This window comes from Longimicrobium sp., from assembly GCA_036389135.1.
Taxonomy (GTDB): Bacteria; Gemmatimonadota; Gemmatimonadetes; order Longimicrobiales; family Longimicrobiaceae; genus Longimicrobium.
Genome location: DASVQP010000100.1, coordinates 13,813 through 29,956, shown reverse-complemented (window position 1 = coordinate 29,956; position 16,144 = coordinate 13,813). Strand labels below are relative to the sequence as shown.

Annotated in this window: 11 protein-coding genes; 2 read left to right on the top strand and 9 right to left on the bottom strand. The window is 69.7% G+C overall.

Annotation, left to right across the window (positions count from 1 at the left end):
• The 9 genes from VF584_21180 to VF584_21140 all read right to left on the bottom strand — a co-directional run.
• A partial coding sequence (locus VF584_21180) for a GTP-binding protein (GenBank protein ID HEX8212702.1) occupies nucleotides 1-159 on the bottom strand: 159 nt, incomplete at its 3' end.
• Nucleotides 160-592: 433 nt separating this feature from the next.
• Nucleotides 593-2,689, bottom strand: coding sequence for an elongation factor G (gene fusA, locus VF584_21175; protein ID HEX8212701.1), 2,097 nt, complete (start codon nucleotides 2,687-2,689; stop codon nucleotides 593-595).
• Nucleotides 2,690-2,794: 105 nt separating this feature from the next.
• A complete protein-coding gene (gene rpsG / locus VF584_21170; protein HEX8212700.1) occupies nucleotides 2,795-3,265 on the bottom strand; it encodes a 30S ribosomal protein S7 in 471 nt (156 codons plus the stop codon).
• Nucleotides 3,265-3,690 (bottom strand): 30S ribosomal protein S12, encoded by a 426-nt coding sequence (gene rpsL, locus VF584_21165; protein HEX8212699.1) that lies wholly within the window; start codon nucleotides 3,688-3,690, stop codon nucleotides 3,265-3,267. The genes rpsG and rpsL overlap by 1 nt, the downstream gene beginning before the upstream one ends.
• 616 nt (nucleotides 3,691-4,306) lie before the next feature.
• Nucleotides 4,307-6,997, bottom strand: coding sequence for a DUF5916 domain-containing protein (locus VF584_21160; GenBank protein ID HEX8212698.1), 2,691 nt, complete (start codon nucleotides 6,995-6,997; stop codon nucleotides 4,307-4,309).
• Between the two features lie 225 nt (nucleotides 6,998-7,222).
• On the bottom strand, nucleotides 7,223-9,853 hold the full coding sequence (locus VF584_21155; protein ID HEX8212697.1) for a DUF5916 domain-containing protein: 2,631 nt from the start codon (nucleotides 9,851-9,853) through the stop codon (nucleotides 7,223-7,225).
• Nucleotides 9,850-10,875 (bottom strand): hypothetical protein, encoded by a 1,026-nt coding sequence (locus VF584_21150; protein HEX8212696.1) that lies wholly within the window; start codon nucleotides 10,873-10,875, stop codon nucleotides 9,850-9,852. Before VF584_21150 ends, VF584_21155 begins: the two co-directional genes overlap by 4 nt.
• 301 nt (nucleotides 10,876-11,176) lie before the next feature.
• On the bottom strand, nucleotides 11,177-13,408 hold the full coding sequence (locus VF584_21145) for a M56 family metallopeptidase (GenBank protein ID HEX8212695.1): 2,232 nt from the start codon (nucleotides 13,406-13,408) through the stop codon (nucleotides 11,177-11,179).
• Nucleotides 13,405-13,785, bottom strand: a complete 381-nt coding sequence (locus VF584_21140) for a BlaI/MecI/CopY family transcriptional regulator (GenBank protein ID HEX8212694.1) — start codon at nucleotides 13,783-13,785, stop codon at nucleotides 13,405-13,407. Before VF584_21140 ends, VF584_21145 begins: the two co-directional genes overlap by 4 nt.
• Nucleotides 13,786-14,182: 397 nt before the next feature.
• Here VF584_21140 and VF584_21135 point away from each other — a divergent pair, with 397 nt between their 5' ends.
• Together VF584_21135 and VF584_21130 are read left to right on the top strand one after the other, a co-directional pair.
• Nucleotides 14,183-15,172, top strand: coding sequence for an aldo/keto reductase (locus VF584_21135; protein HEX8212693.1), 990 nt, complete (start codon nucleotides 14,183-14,185; stop codon nucleotides 15,170-15,172).
• 181 nt (nucleotides 15,173-15,353) lie between these two features.
• Nucleotides 15,354-15,866 (top strand): GNAT family N-acetyltransferase, encoded by a 513-nt coding sequence (locus tag VF584_21130; GenBank protein HEX8212692.1) that lies wholly within the window; start codon nucleotides 15,354-15,356, stop codon nucleotides 15,864-15,866.
• Nucleotides 15,867-16,144: the final 278 nt, after the last annotated feature.

The following is a 16,144-nucleotide window of genomic DNA, read 5'->3' as shown; positions in this document are numbered from 1 at the left end:
GGCCTTGTCGATGTTGTCGAAGCTGACGAAGTCCGCCAGCCCCTGCGCCGCCTGGATGCGCGTGATCGCCGCCGTGAGCGTCGTCTTGCCGTGGTCCACGTGCCCGATCGTGCCGACGTTCACGTGCGGCTTGTTGCGCTCAAACTTGGCCTTGGCCATTGGTTTGAATCCTGGTACCTGATGAATTTTTGATGGCTGATTGGATTCCGCTCCTCGTGGGAGCTGGCGAACCGCCTCAGCCGCGAACCTTTTTTCCGCACGGCCCCTAAGAACAGCAAACCTCGCCGCGTCACTTGCTGCGGCAAGGTGTCCGGGTGCCGGCTTCCTCGTCCCGCCATTCCACCCGCACAAATCGCGAGCCGGAGCGGGACAAGACGAGAAGAATAGCGCCAAAACCCCAAACCGTCAAGTGCTGGCAGACATCGCAAACAGCAGTTTCACACAGAGATGCAGAGGGGCACTGAAAGGCACGGAGAAAAAACAATGGATATTTCTTTTTCTTCTTGCCGTCTTCTCTGTGGCTCTGTGTGAAGCGCGGTAAAAAGGGCGGCCCTCGTTTGGAGGGCCGCCCTTTTCGCGAGACTGGCGAGGCTTAGCCGCGGACCTTGGCGACGATCTCCTCGGCGCGGGCCTTGGGGACCTCCTCGTACTGCGAGAACTGCATGGAGTACACGGCACGCCCCTGCGACATGGAGCGCAGGTTGGTGGAGTAGCCGAACATCTCCGAGAGCGGCACCATCGCGTTGATCACCTGCGCCTCGCCGCGCTGGTCCATCCCCTGGATCTTGCCGCGGCGGGCGGAAAGGTCGCCGATCACGTCGCCCATGTAGTCCGACGGGGTCACCACTTCCACGCTCATCACCGGCTCAAGGAGCACCGGGCCGGCCTTGCGTGCCGCCTCCTTGAACGCCATGGAGCCGGCGATCTTGAAGGCGATTTCCGACGAGTCCACGTCGTGGTACGAGCCGAACACCAGCTCAACCTTGACGTCCACCATCGGGTAGCCGGCGAGCACGCCGGTGTCCATCGCCTCGCGCAGCCCCTGCTCGCTGGGCTTGATGAACTCGCGGGGGATCACGCCGCCCACGATCTTGTCTTCGAAGACGAAGCCCTGGCCCGGCTCGGCCGGCATCATGTTGATGACCACGTGGCCGTACTGGCCCGAGCCACCCGTCTGCCGAACGAACTTGCCCTCGACCTTCTCCACCCGCTTGCGGATCGTCTCGCGGTAGGCCACCTGCGGGCGGCCCACGTTGGCCTCCACCTTGAACTCGCGGAGCATGCGGTCCACCAGGATCTCCAGGTGGAGCTCGCCCATCCCGGAGATGATGGTCTGCCCGGTCTCGACGTCCGTGTGCACCTTGAAGGTGGGGTCCTCGTCCGCCAGGCGGCGAAGCGCCTCACCCATCTTGTCCTGGTCGACCTTGGTCTTCGGCTCGATGGCCACCGAGATCACCGGGGTCGGGAAGGTCATCGACTCCAGCACCACCGCGTGCTCCGGGTCGCACAGCGTGTTTCCCGTGGTGGTGTCCTTGAGCCCGATGGCGGCGGCGATGTCGCCGGCGCGCACCTCGGGGATCTCCTCGCGCTTGTTGGCGTGCATCTGCAGGATGCGGCCGAAGCGCTCGCGCTTCCCCTTGGTGCTGTTCAGCACGTGGGCGCCGCTGGCGATGACGCCCGAGTACACGCGGAAGAAGGTCAGCTTACCGACGAACGGGTCGGTCGCGATCTTGAACGCGAGCGCCGAGAACGGCTCCTCGTCCGAAGCGTGGCGCTCGATGGGCGCGTCGTCGTTCTCCGGGTCCGTCCCCTTGATGGCCGGGATGTCCACCGGCGCCGGAAGGAAGTCGACCACGCAGTCCAGCAGCTGCTGCACGCCCTTGTTCTTGAACGCCGAGCCGGTGAGCACCGGCGTCATGGCGCCCGCGATGGTCGCGTTGCGGATGGCGCGGATCAGGTCCGTCTCGCTGATCTCCTCGCCTTCCAGGTAGCGGCTCATCAGGTCCTCGTCGTGCTCCACCGCGCCCTCCACCAGCGCGAAGCGGGCGGCCTCGACGGCGTCGTGCATCTCGGCGCGGACGGGGGCCTCACGCCACTCCTTCCCCTTGGTGGTGTCGTCGTACAGCAGCTCCACGCGGCGGATCACGTCGATGATCCCCACGAAGGCCTCGCCGTCGCCGATGGGGAGGTGCACCGGGTACGGCTTGGCGCCCAGCCGCTCGCGGATCATGGACACGCAGCGCTCGAAGTTGGCGCCGGTGCGGTCCATCTTGTTGACGAAGCAGATGCGCGGCACGCCGTACTTGTCCGCCTGGCGCCACACCGTCTCCGACTGCGGCTCCACGCCGGCCACCGCGTCGAACACGCAGACGGCGCCGTCGAGCACGCGGAGCGAGCGCTCCACCTCCACGGTGAAGTCCACGTGCCCCGGGGTGTCGATGATGTTGATGCGGTACGTGTTGCCGAAGCGCTCCCACTGGCACGTCGTTGCGGCCGACGTGATGGTGATGCCGCGCTCCTGCTCCTGCTCCATCCAGTCCATGGTGGCCGCACCCTCGTGCACCTCGCCGATCTTGTGCGTGCGGCCCGTGTAGTACAGGATGCGCTCGGTCGTGGTGGTCTTGCCGGCATCGATGTGGGCCATGATGCCGATGTTGCGATATTTGTCCAGCGTCGTGGTGCGGGCCATGATTCGTTTTATCCAGTTACGCAGAAGCGCGGGGCGCGGGAGCGGAGCGTTCCGCCCACCGCGCCGCCGCGGGTTCTGACACCGTTTTGGTTGACCAGCGGTTGGCTACCAGCGGTAGTGCGCGAACGCCTTGTTCGCATCCGCCATGCGGTGCGTGTCGTCCTTCTTCTTGATGGTCGCGCCCTCGTTGCGGGACGCGGCCAGAAGCTCGGCGGCAAGGCGGTCGGCCATCGTCTTCTCGCCGCGGGCGCGGGCATAGCCCACCAGCCAGCGCATGGCGAGGGCGGTGCGCCGCTCCGGACGCACCTCCACCGGCACCTGGTAGGTGGCGCCGCCCACGCGGCGGCTCTTCACCTCCAGGACCGGCTTGGCGTTGTTGAGCGCGGTCTTGAAGACCGTCTCCCCCGGCTGCCCGGAGCGCTCTTCCACAACCTTCATGGCGTCGTAGAAGATCCCCTCGGCGGTGGACTTCTTCCCGTCGCGCATCAGCGTGTTGACGAACTTCGTTACCGAGTCGCTCCCGTAGACCGGATCCGGGATGATCGGGCGCTTTACAGCGCGGTTTCTGCGGCTCATTAGCGCTTCCCTCCCTTACCCTTGACCGGTGCGCCCTTCCCCGCGGCGGCGCCCGCCTTGGGCTTCTTGGCGCCGTACTTGGAACGGCCCTGGCGGCGGTCGTTGACGCCGGAAGCGTCGAGCGTGCCGCGGATGATGTGGTAGCGGACGCCCGGCAGGTCCTTCACCCGGCCGCCGCGGATGAGCACGATGCTGTGCTCCTGCAGGTTGTGCCCCTCGCCCGGGATGTACGCCGTCACTTCGAAGCCGTTCGTCAGCCGGACGCGCGCGACCTTCCGGAGGGCCGAGTTGGGCTTCTTCGGGGTCGTGGTGTACACGCGCGTGCAGACCCCGCGCTTCTGCGGGTTGTTCCGCATCGCGGGCGACTTGCTCTTGTTGACGAGCGTCTGGCGCCCCTTGCGGACCAGCTGATTGATCGTCGGCATACTTGAATGCGAAGGTAGACGAAAACGCAAAAACACTGGCGAAGGCCGCTGGCCCCGCCGCCGCGAACCAAAAAGTTGCGCGACAGACTGGAAAACTTAGGGCAGACACCAGCTCCTGTCAACCCGGGACCAGCGCACGGATCTGTGGCAGGGCGTGATTCATCACGCCCGCCCTCTCCCCCTCCCCGACCCGCGCCTTCCGCACCGACCCGTAGGGGCAGGGCCACGTATCTGCCCGTGCCTCGTGCATGGGCTGCAGCCTGCGGGGGCTGGCCGGGGCCTGCCGGGGACCATTGCCCCGGCGAGTGAACTCGCGGCAACAACAGCACAAAGTCCGCCTGCGCGGACTCGGGGGCGGAATTCGCGCGGGCGGCAGTCATCCGGACCCGCACGGTTAAGCCGGTGGCGGAGCGGGATCGGACACGGGCAGCCACGTGGGCGGCCTCTACGGGGTCGGCATGCGCGGCAGGCGACGGGGCGGGGCCGGGAATCTGCGTGCACGGCAGGCGGCGGTGCGGGGCCGGACGCGACGCGAAGATGCACGCGTACGCCCCTCCCCCAGGTAGTTATTGGGGGAGGGGCCGCGAGGTGACGAGCGGGGGAGGGGGCCTTCCGCCTACCGCCCCAACCAGTACGTCGCCTTCACCACGAACACGTTGCTCGCGGGGGCGCGGAACACCTCGCCGGCGTCGCGGCCGAAGTCGAGATCGCCCACCGCGTCGAAGCCGTCGCGCTGCTGCTGCCACACGAAGAACAGGGCGGAGCCGGGACGGTACTCCCAGCGCAGCACCGCGTTGCCGCGCAGCGAGCGGGAGTTGAAGTCGCGCTCGCCAAAGGAGAAGCAGCCGCCCGCGCCCGCGCCGTCCGGATCCACCAGGTAGTTGGTGCCGTCGCCCAGCGGATTGGCGCAGCTCCCACCGCGGGAGATGGTGCCCTGGTCACGGCCGTACACGCCGAAGTCGTAGCTGCCGGGGCGCTGGAGCTCTTTGAACTCCGTGTAGTCGCCCACCGCCACAAAGGGCTGCGCGAATAGCTGCAGCGAGAGGCGCGAGGTAAAGGTCCAGTCCAGCCGCGTCTCCATCGACACCGTGGTCTGGTCCAGGTCCGCGAAGACGTAGCGGCGCCCGAACGTCTCGGTGGCGAGCGCGTCGTCTACCGTGCGGACGTACTGCGCGGTACCGAATTCGTTTTCGATGTTCGGGCTCAGGCGCAGCCGGATGGCGCTCGACGGACGGTAGCTCATCGACACCCCCGCCCAGCGCGAGCTGCCGCCCGCGTCGCGGCGCACGTAGCCGGTGTTCGCGCCGAAGGAGACGCGCTTGCGCGGGTCGGTCTCCACCCAGCCGGAGACCTCGCGGCGGCCCGGGGTGCGCGAGAGGGGGCCGCCGCGCGTCAGGCGGTCGTCGGCGGTCCAGGGACGGTAGCCCAGGTTGGCCCCCGCGCTCCAGAAGTTCTTGAAGGTGCCGTTGGCGCCCACCGCGCCGCCGTTCAGGATCACGTCGCCGCCGAAGTTCCAGGCGTGGAACGTGTAGCCGAAGTACGAGTGGTCGCGGAAGATCCCCTTCGCCTCGTTGACGCGGCGGCCGAGGAAGGTGGTGAAGGAGCGGTAGTCCGTGCGCCCCTGGAAGCCGAGGTCGTTCACCTCGAAGCCGGGGCTCATCTCCTTCACGTCCAGCGACAGGTCCCAGTTGCCGCTCCGCTGGATGGCGGCCTCGGCGATGTGGCCCGTGAGCGAGGTGCGCGTGGGGTCTAGCGCCAGGTAGTCGGCGTCCGGGCGGTCGTAGTAGCGGGCGCTGGAGCGCTGCGCCGCCTCGATCACGTCCCGGCTTCCCGCCACGCTCGTGGCGGCCACGTAGCCGGAGACCTTCCACAGCCGGTTGGACCAGCTGTGCTCCCCGTCCACGCCGCCGAAGAAGGCCTGCGAGCGAAGGAGCGGATCGAAGGCGTCGTCGCTCATGTCGCGGTGCGTGGCCGTCGCCATGCCGCCCACGACGGTGCGGCCTCCGCGCATCTCGCGCCGCACGCGGCTGACGAAGTAGTTGGTCAGCGGCTCCACCGTGGCGCTCTCCCGCTCGCCGCCCTCGGTGACGAAGCGCGCCTTCTCGGCGGCGGTCACGGCGTCCATGATCCCCAGCGTCCAGGGACCCACTTTGCCGCTCACCTTGCCCGCGCCCAGGATGGTGGACTGGCTGGGTACGTCGGTGAAGCGGATCTCGCTGCCGGAGAGTTGGCGCTGCGGCGTGCGGCCGATGCGGCGCGAATAGAAGTACTGCTGGAAGCCGTAGTTGTTGAAGGTGCCCACCTGCCCGAAGCGGAAGACGTCGCTCCCCTCGATGAAGAAGGGGCGCTTCTCCGGGAAGAACGTCTCGAACGCGCTCAGGTTCACCACCGCCGGGTCTACTTCCACCTGCCCGAAGTCAGGGTTGACGGTGCCGGTGAGGGTGAGGCCGGAGGTGATCCCCAGCTTGAAGTCCGCGCCCGCCGAGAGGCCCACGTCGTTGGACGAGTAGAACGGGTTCTCGGTGTCGCCGGGCTCGCGGGTGAGGCGGTTGCTGACGTACGGCAGCAGCTCCATGCGGCGCACGGGACGAATGCCGGTGAGCCCCGTGACGTCGCCGAAGCGCGAGACGAAGCCCGCGTCCGTGCGCGTCCAGGGGGACCAGGAGTCTCGCTCGTCGCGGCGCGCGATGTCGCGCTGCAGCTGCAGCCCCCACACCCGGCCGCCCGCCGGCTCCGAGCCGCTGAAGCGGATCTGCGAGAGCGGGATGCGGAACTCGGCCGTCCACCCCAGCGAGTCCACGCGCGCGGCGGACTGCCAGACGGCGTCCCAGTCCAGGTCCTCGCCCGTGTCGTTGGAGTGGAATACGTCCTTTTGCACGCCGCGCGGGTTCAGCGAGAAGCGGAAGCCGGTGCGGCGGTCGTGGTACGAGTCGATGGCGACGTGCACCCAGTCCGAGTAGATCCCGCTCGCGTCGCGCCGGGCGAGCTGCGCGGCAATGGAGTCGGGGCGCGAGTCGTACATCCGCATCGCCACGTAGATGGCATCGTCGGAGTACAGCACCCGCGCCTCGGTGCGCTCCGTGGGCGCGGCGCCCGCCTTGGGGTACGACTGGGTGAAGTTTGCCGCCGTCTCGGCGGCGGCCCAGGCGGCCTCGTCCAGCCGTCCGTCGATGTCGATGCTGCCGGTGACACGGGCCGCCCGCAGCGTGCGAACCGCGTTGGCGCGCGTGCTGTCGGCGGGGGTCTGCGCGGGGGCCGGTTGCGCCAGGAGGGCGGCGGCGCAGAGCAGGATCAGACGGCGGTGCATGCTTCGGCCTTTCGGAGGTGGTGAGTGGGGCTCGGCGGAGGTACGAAGCTCTTCGCTCCGGGTTTCATCCTTCCGCTAATTTCCTAGCACATGGCCTCGTACAGAGAGACACAGAGGTTAGAGCGAGCGAAGGAGGAAAACGTTGTAATCCTCAGTCTACTTCGCTGTTTCCTCTGTGTCTCCATGTGAGGATGTTGTTTCACGGTTTGTTAATCGGACCGCCGATCAACGCACCGGCAGCCAGTAAGTGACTTTTAGAGCGAGAATGTTATCACCCGCCGTGTTGAGCGTTTCCAGCAGGTCGCTGGGGCCCACGATGCTCCCCTCCCGCTCGCGCGCGAAGCGGTCCTGCTGCCAGACCGCGAAGAGGGTGCTTCCCGGCCGCCACTCCCAGCGCAGCACCGCGTTGCTGCGAAAGGAGCGCACGTTGAAGTCGCGCGGCGCGATGGTGAAGGTGGAGGTGCCTTCGGTTACCCGCAGCGTGCCGTCTTCCAGCGTATCTACCCGCGTGCCGTCCGTGCCGTACCGGCGCAGCTCGCGGCTGCGCGGTGTGGGGAGCTCGCCGAAGTTGCGGTAGCTCCCGCTGGCGGCAAAGGGCTCCGCGTATCCCTCCAGGGACAGGTCAGGCGTGAACGAGTACGTCAGCCGCAACTGCGTGGTGAAGGTGCTCCGGTCGATGGTGGAGAAGACGTACCGCCTGCCGTACGTCGCGTCGCCGCCGCCGGTGCGGGTGGTGATGTACTGGCGCGGGTTCGTCGTCCGCAGGTAGTTGGGCGTCATCGAGAAGCGCCAGCGCGGGCTGGGGCGCATCGAGTAGGTGGAGAGGAGGCGGTAGGTGCGCTCTCCCAGCTCGCTCTCGCCGTAGTAGATGCGACCGCGGAGGCCGGTGCGCGACGCGGAGCTGTTGTACACGTCCACGATGGTGACCCACGCCTGCCCCGTGCCCATCAGCGGTCCGCCGCGCGTGAGATCGTCGCTCTGCGAGCGGAGGTCCACCCACCCGGTGAGCAGCGTCTCCCAGTAGTTCTTGAAGGTCAGCCGCGTGTCCGTGCGCAGCGCCGTGAAGTTCCTCACGCCGCCGAAGTTCCACAGGTTCTCCGTGGAGAGCGAGATGGAGTAGCCGCGGAGGTACGGGCCCGGCTTGGTTTCGCGGTAGCGGACGCGCGCGTAGCCGAAGACGTCGTCCGCCGTGCCCTGCGCGCCGGCGTCGTTGACCTCGAAGCCGGGGGAGGTGGCGCTCAGCGAGCCGTCCCAGAGCCAGTGGCGGCCGCTGTTGCGCGCCACGCCCACCGAGCCCGTCCACCCGGCGAGGGCGGTGCGCAGCGGGTCCAGGCGCACGTAGTCCGCGTCCGGCCGGGCGAAGTAGCGCGCGCTGGAGAGCTGCGTGCCCAGGAGTGCCGCGGAGTCGCCGGACACGTGGCTGAAGCCCAGGTAGCCGTTCAGGGAGTACTCGCCGCCTTTGAAGCGCAGGTTCCAGTCGGCGCCGCCCGCGAACGCCTGCCGGTGGAGGAGCTCCGCCAGCGGGCTTTCCGAGTCCAGCGCGCGCCCGACGCCGGTGAAGCTGACGCCCGCGGTGGACTGCGCCTTTCCGAACTGCCGCTGCACGCGCGCCACTCCGAACGCCGTGGTCGGGGCGACGGAGACACGCTGGAACTCGCCGCCTTCGGTGGTGAAGGTGCGCGCGTGCTCCCGGCCCGTGACCGCCGCCAGCACGCCGATGGAGGTGCCGCCGCGCAGCCGCCCCGTCAGCTTCCCCGCGCCAAGGATGGTGCTGGTGCCGGGGAAGTCCACGTAGTCGCCCGCCGCGTCCCCCGCCGGCGCCGCGCCGATGCGGCGGGAGTAGAAGTACTCCGGCCCGCGCCCCGCCAGCAGCTGGCTCCCCTCGATGAAGAAGGGGCGCCGCTCCGCGAAAAAGGTCTCGAACGCGGACAGGTTCACCTCCGCGGGATCGGCTTCCACCTGGCCGAAGTCGGGGTTGACGGTCGCCTCCAGCGTCAGCGCCGGCCCGAGCCCCATCTTGAGGTCGCCGCCCACGCGCGCTTCCAGGCTGCTGCCGTCATCGAACGGGTTTCCTTCGCCCGGGGCGGCGTGGAAGGTGCCCCCGGCGGCGACGTACGGCATCAGCTCCACGCGGCGCGAGGGGCGCACCCCCTCGATCCCCACCAGGTCGCCGAAACGCGAAGCCCACGCCCGCTCCTGGCTGGGGATGGGGATCCAGAACACATCCTCCTTGGTGGCCGGGTTCCAGCGGTCCAGGTTCAGCCCCCAGCGCTGCACCGACCCCGCGGTGAAGCGAAGCTGGCTGAAGGGGATGCGCATCTCCGCCGTCCACCCCAGCGAGTCGCGGGCGACGCGGGCCGTCCACACGGGATCGAACGAGGCGTCCGTGTCGTTCTCGTCGTCGGTGGGATGGTACCAGTCGATGCGCGTGCCGGCCGCCGTGACGCCGAAGCTGTACGCGGTGCGCCGGTCCAGGTACGTGTCCAGCGAGATCCACAGGTGCTCGGCCTGGTTGCCGTCGTCGCGGCGGCTGACCGGGGCCTGGATGGAGCGCGGATCGCTCTTGTGCATCCGCGCGCCCACGTAGAGCGCCTCCGCGTCGTACACGAACCTCACCTCGGTGCGCTCCGTGGGCTCGGCGCCCTCCTTTGGCTGCTTCTGCACGAAGTCGCTGAGGACCGGCGCCAGCGCCCACGCCGCGTCATCCAGCCGGCCGTCGAGCACCGGCGAGGCGCCGTTGACGCGCACCGCACGCGCCTCCTTGCGCCCCACGCGTGCGCTGTCCGCCGGCGTCTGCGCGAGGGCGGGCGCCGCCAGCGCCAGCCCGCAGACGAGAGGGGCGAGACGGAAGATCATCGGCCGCTCCGGGCCAGGTGGCGAAGGACCATCGAGCGCTCCACGTCGGACCTGATGGTGCGCGTGACGTCCATGAACGCGCGGGAGACGTCGTCATCCTCCAGCCGCGCGACGGGCACCCGCATCAGCACGAGCCGCTTCTCCACGTCCGAATCGATCCGCTGCGTGGAGCGCAGCGCGCCCAGGAGCACCGCGCGCGACGGCGTCTCGCGGGTGACGAGCGACGAGAGGACGAGCCGTCGCTCCACGTCGGACTCCATCCCGTCGAGCGCGGCGAAGAAGGCCTGCCGCGCGGCCGCGTCGTCCAGCGTGTGGCCGGCGGCGACCCGGCTCAGCACCAGGCGCGTCTCCACGTCGGAATCGATCGTCCCCGTCGCCTCCAGGAGCGAGGCCAGCCGCCCGCCGCGCGCCGCGCCCATCGCCCCGGTCAGCACCAGCCGCTTCTCCACGTCGGAGCGGATGCGGCCGACCTCGCGCAGGGTGCGCGCGTACTCGTCGTCGCGCATCGGGTCGCCGCGGAAGAGGGCGCCGAAGTACTGCCGCCGGCCCACGTCGCTGCGGATGCGCCCGATCTCCTCCAGCACGCCGCCCACGCCGCGCCGCGCCCGGATGCGCTGTACCCGCCGTTCCGCGCCCAGCCCGCCCTCGCGCGCCGCGTGGCCAAGCGTGCGGCGGACCCACGCCTGCCCCTCGGCGTCCATCGCGCGCTCCCGCCCGTCGACGAAGTACAGAACGCGCACGCCGCTTCCCTCGGGACGGAACTCCGCGCGCCGCCCGGGCCCGCGCCCTTCTTCCTCCACCACCAGCCGCCCGCCGGAGGGTAGCGACTCCACCCAGTCGCCCTCGTCGTTGAGCTCCACATCCCCCGTCGCGCGGATCTCCAGGCGGTGGCCGTTGTCGACGGAGGTGTGCGTCCAGTTGCTGTTGTTCACGCGCACGTCGCGCTGCTGCGCGGCGCCGGGCGTGGCGAGAAGGGCCAGCAGCAGCGCGCCGCAGCTCAGGTATGATGTGGTTCGGGGCATCGTTTCCTCCGGTTTGGGGCGGATCAAGTGGTGAAATTTCAGCACTTGGGGTCGTACATCGCTGCTCGTATCCGTCATCAAGGGGCCCGCTCGTCGCGCCGTCCACTTGCCTCGCCGGCTAGATCCTTCGCTCCCCGCAGGAGTCCGGCGGGACGGGACGGCGTCCGCGGGGCGGCTTTCTCAGGATGACAATCCGTTTTTTGTCATCCTGAGCGACGCGCTTCACCGTCCTCTCCCGTTCTCCACCCTTTGCCGCGGAGCGAAGGATCTACTGCGCGCTCCGAGGGGTTCGCACGTCGCTCTACCGCGCGCGGGTGAGGACGCCCGCGAGCCAGGTGCGGGCTTCGCTGTCGAAGGCGCGCTCGGCGCCGTTGACGCGGTAGGTACGGACCAGCCCGCCATCCGGGCCGCGGCGCACGCTCAGGCTGCGCGTGACGGACTTGCCGGTGAGCTGCGGATCCGAATCCGGATAGCCGCCGTGGAGGACGTGCTCGATCTCGAGCGCACCTCCCGCGAGCACCTCGGCCACGTCATTCCCGGCGCGGTTCAGGCGGACGTTGCGGGCGCGCAAGTTGAGCTGGTACGCGGTCCGGCCGTTGTGGTCCCCCTTCAGCTCGGTCGTGGTGTTCCACACCCCACCCGCGGAAGGCGGCACGGCGCGGGGCGCGGCCGGGGCGGCGGCGGTATTGGCCCCGGCGCGTCTCAGCAACGCGGAGAGGGCCAGCCGCCGGTCCGTCTCCGAGCCGATGGAGTTGGCGGCGGCCATGTACGCCTCGCGCACGGACCCGTCGATCGGCTGGTGCGCGGCGGCCGACGCGAGCACGATCCGCTTCTCCGTGTCGGAATCCATCTTCGACACCGTGCGGAAGATCGCCGCCATCGAGCCCGCGCTGGGGCGCAGCTTCTCCAGGACGGTGACCAGCACCAGGCGCTCGTCGGTGCACGACGAGAAGCTCTCCAGCACCGTGTGCAGCGCGGGCGGAAGCGTGCCGCCGAGCGCGCGGTGCACGACCGCCTCGCTCAGCACCAGGCGGCGCTCCGTGTCCGAAGACATGGTGCGGGTCGCCTCGATGATCGCGACCACGTGCTCGCGTCGCAGGTCGCCGCGGTTGAGCAGCTCCAGGAGCACCAGGCGGCGCTCCGTCGAAGACTCCATCCCCGCGGCCATGCGGATGATGTCGTCGTACAGGTCCACGCCGCCGGGCTGCTGGATGGCGCCGATCATCGCGCTCACCGTGGTGGCCGCTGGAAGCGCGGGCGGCGGCGACAGCTGCGAGGGCACGGACGGCTGCGAGGGAGCCGACGGCTGCGACGGAAGCGAGGGGGCCGACGGCGCGGAGCCCGTGGGCTCCGGCTGCACGGCGGGGGCGCTCGTCGTCGCGATCGGCGTGACGGGGCGCATCGCGGCCACGGGGGTGGTCGTGGTGGGCGTCTGGACCGAGCCGATGCTGCGCACCACCGGCGTCACGATGCGCGCGGAAACCCTGGCGAGCGGCTCCGTGACGGCGTTCTGCGCCGGGCTCAGCGCGGCGAGCGGGACGATGCACGCCGCGCCGGCCGCGAGCGTACCCAGCACCACGGCGCGGCCCACGCCGGTGCGCGGCACGGCGGCGTCGAGGATGGCAAGGAGGCGCCCCTCGAACTGGGAGCGGCGCGCCATCGCCAGCGCCGCGGCGGGGCCGGAAGCGTTGCCCAGCGAGCGGACGATGCAAAGCAGGTGGTCCGCGTACTCGGCCGGGCGCGCGCCAAGGGCGAGGACCGCATCGTCGCACGCCTGCTCCCGCTCCTGCCGCAGGCGGCGCGCGGCGGCCCACACCAGCGGGTTGTACCAGTGCACCGCCACCGCCAGGTGCGCGATCCACTGCGTGAGCGCGTCCCAGCGGCGGATGTGCGCCAACTCGTGCGCCAGCACCACCGTGCGCCGCTCCTCGCTCCAGTCGTCCGACTCGGCGGGGAGCAGGACCACGGGCCGCACGATCCCCCACGTCATCGGCACGGATGCGTGCTCGCCGCGCAGCAGCGTGACCATGCGCCCCAGCCGGAGGCGGCGCGCCAGCCCGTCCGTGAGCGAGGTCCAGCGCGCGTCGGCCAGCTCGGACGACCGCCGCTCCACCCACCAGATGCGCAGGACGCCGAACAGGAGCCGCATCAAAAGAAGGATGCCGCCCGCCGCCCAGATCCCCACCGCCCACATCATCCAGTCGATCCGCTTCTCCGCGGGCACGGGCGCGCTCTCGTGCGCGGGAGCCACGGCCGGCGCCTGCCGCTCGGCCACGGGCGCCTCCACCAGCGCGGGCGCGGGCACGGGTGCCGCAGGGGCGAGCTCCGCGGGCACGGGCACGATGCGCCACGCCGGGACCACGCGCTCCAGCAGCGGAAGCACGAGCACCCCCGCGAGCGCCACCGTCCACACCAGGTGGCGCGTGGCGGCGGAGGAGCGGCGGAGGAGCGTGGTGGCGCAGAGCGCCACGAGGAGCACGGCGGTGGTGCGGATCACCAGGCCCAGGATGTCGGGGAACGCGAACGGGCTCATCCTTCCACCTCCTCCCGGCGTGCGTGATCGATGAGCTTGGCGAGGCGCTCCAGCTCCGCTGCGGACGGGCGGGTGTCCTCGATCAGCGCGTTGACCACCTGCTCCGGGCTCCCGTTGAAAAAGGTGCGGAGCAGGTGCTGGAGCGCGTTGGTGCGCGCCCGGCTGCGCGGCGTGGTGGGCCGGTATACGTAGCGCTTCCCATCCATCTCGTGCGCCAGCTCGCCCTTTTCCTCCAGCAGGCGGAGCGCGGCGCGCACGGCGGAATAGGTGGGCGGATCCGGAAGGTCGTCCAGCACCTCGGCGGCCGTAGCACGCGTTCGGCGGTAGACGATGTCCATGATCTGGCGCTCGCGGCGGCTGAGTGGCGACGGTTCCATGCGGCCTGGTAGGGAAGTGCAGAAAAAACAGCACGTGCTGAATATTCAGCACGCGAGCGCGTCCGTCAAGTGTTTTGTTTTTCGGGGGAGGAGGGGGGCGGGCTTTGGATGTTTGGGGCGAGTGAACTCGCGGCAACAACAGCACAAAGTCCGCCTGCGCGGACTCGGGGTCCAATGCCGCGTTTCTGGAGCCCGCTTCGGCCGCCTTCCCGTGGTTCCAGCCGGGGGATTCAATTCATCCCCCGGCGATGCGGGGCCGGGGCCTGGTTGCAGCACCGACTCCTTGTCATCTCCCGGCGCCGGTGCCTGGTTTCCCTCCCGGCCTTGGCGCCGGTGACGTGGTGCGATAACGTTCCCGCCTTCGTGAAGACCGTCGGCGAGTGGAACCGGGAGGGGGATGATGGAGGAGCGTGCGCTGGGGAGCGGCGGGCTGCGGGTGTCCGCGCTGGGGCTGGGGTGCATGGGGATGTCGGAATTCTACGGCGAGGGCGACGAGGACGAGTCACTCGCCACCATCAGCCGCGCGCTAGATCTGGGCGTGACGCTGCTGGACACCGCGGACATCTACGGGCCCTACACCAACGAGGAGCTCGTGGGGAAGGCCATCCGCGGCAAGCGAGACCGGGTGGTGATCGCCACGAAGTTCGGCATCGTCCGTTCGGAGGACCCGGCGTTCCGCGGCATCAACGGGCGCCCGGAGTACGTGCGCAGGGCGTGCGAGGCGAGCCTCAAGCGGCTCGGCACCGACCACATCGACCTCTACTACCAGCACCGCGTGGACACCGGCGTCCCCATCGAAGAGACGGTGGGGGCGATGGCGCGGCTGGTGGACGACGGCAAGGTGCGCTTCCTGGGGCTCTCCGAGGCGGGGCCGGAGACGATCCGCCGCGCGCACGCCGAGCACCCCATCGCCGCCCTGCAGACCGAGTACTCGCTCTGGAGCCGCGAGCCGGAGGACGAGATCCTCCCAATCGTGCGCGAGCTGGGGATCGGGTTCGTGCCGTACAGCCCGCTGGGGCGCGGCTTCCTGACGGGGCGCTTCCGCACCATCGACGACCTCCCGGAGGACGACTACCGTCGCCACTCCCCGCGTTTCCAGGGGGAGAACTTCGCCAGGAACCTGGAGCTGGTGGCGCGCATCGAAGAGATCGCGCGGACCCGCGGGTGCACGCCCGCGCAGCTCGCCCTCGCATGGGTGCTGGCGCAGGGGGAGGACATGGTGCCGATCCCCGGGACGAAGCGCCGCAAGTACCTGGAGGAGAACCTGGGCGCCCTCCGCGTCGAGCTCACCCCGGACGACCTGGCGCGGATCGACGAGATGGCTCCGCAGGGAGTCGCGGCGGGGACGCGTTACCCCGAATCTGCCATGAAGGCGCTGGGCCGCTAACCGGCGAAAACAGCAGGAGGCGCGGCGCGACGAGGGCTGAAACAGAGAAAGGCATCACACAGAGAGGCCACAGAGGGAACGGCAAGCCATGGAGAACAACTTTTTTGCTTTTCTGTCGGTGCCCCTCTGCGTCTCCGTGTGATAATGGTAAACTCGTGCGTGCTGACACCCGGAGTTCCGCGTGACGACCATCCTCGTAACCGAACGCCTGTCGGTCCGCCACTTCACCGCCGACGACGCCGCGTTCATCCTGCGGCTCCTCAACGACCCATCGTTCATCGCCCACATCGGCGACCGCGGGGTGCGGACGGAGGAGGAAGCCGCGAAGTACCTGGCCCGCGGCCCCATCGCGAGCTACGCGGCCCACGGACACGGCCTGTACCTGGTGGCGCTGAAGGAGACCGGCGAGCCGGTGGGGATGTGCGGCCTCCTCCGCCGGGAGCAGTTCGATGACGCGGACATCGGCTACGCCTTCCTCCCCGAGTTCCGCGGCCGGGGCTACGCGCTCGAATCGGCCGCCGCCGTCCTCGACTACGGGCGCCGCACCTTGGGCCTCACCCGCGTTCTCGCCATCGTCTCTCCGGGCAACGCCGCCTCCGTGAAGGTCCTGCGGAAGCTGGGGTTCGAGTACGATCAGACCGTCCCGTTCGGGTCGGAGGGCGCGGATGTGGAGGTGTACGCGTCGGAGGGGTGAAGGCGTCCCTGCCCGCGCGTGCTGCGAGGGCCTGAGATAGGGCGGGCACGGGCAGCCACGTGGGGCGGCCCCTACGGATGACGGTGCGGTGGGCGAAGATTGAGGCGGGGGAAGGGTGGGCAGACACGCAGGTCTGCCCCTACCGGTGGCGGTGCAGCGGGCGAGGGTCGTGGAAGGCGAAGGGCGGGCGCGATAAATCGCGCCCCTACAGGATTGCGCACCCCGCGGAGATCCGTGCGTATGCCCCTCCCCCAGGCAGTTATTGGGGGAGGGGCCGC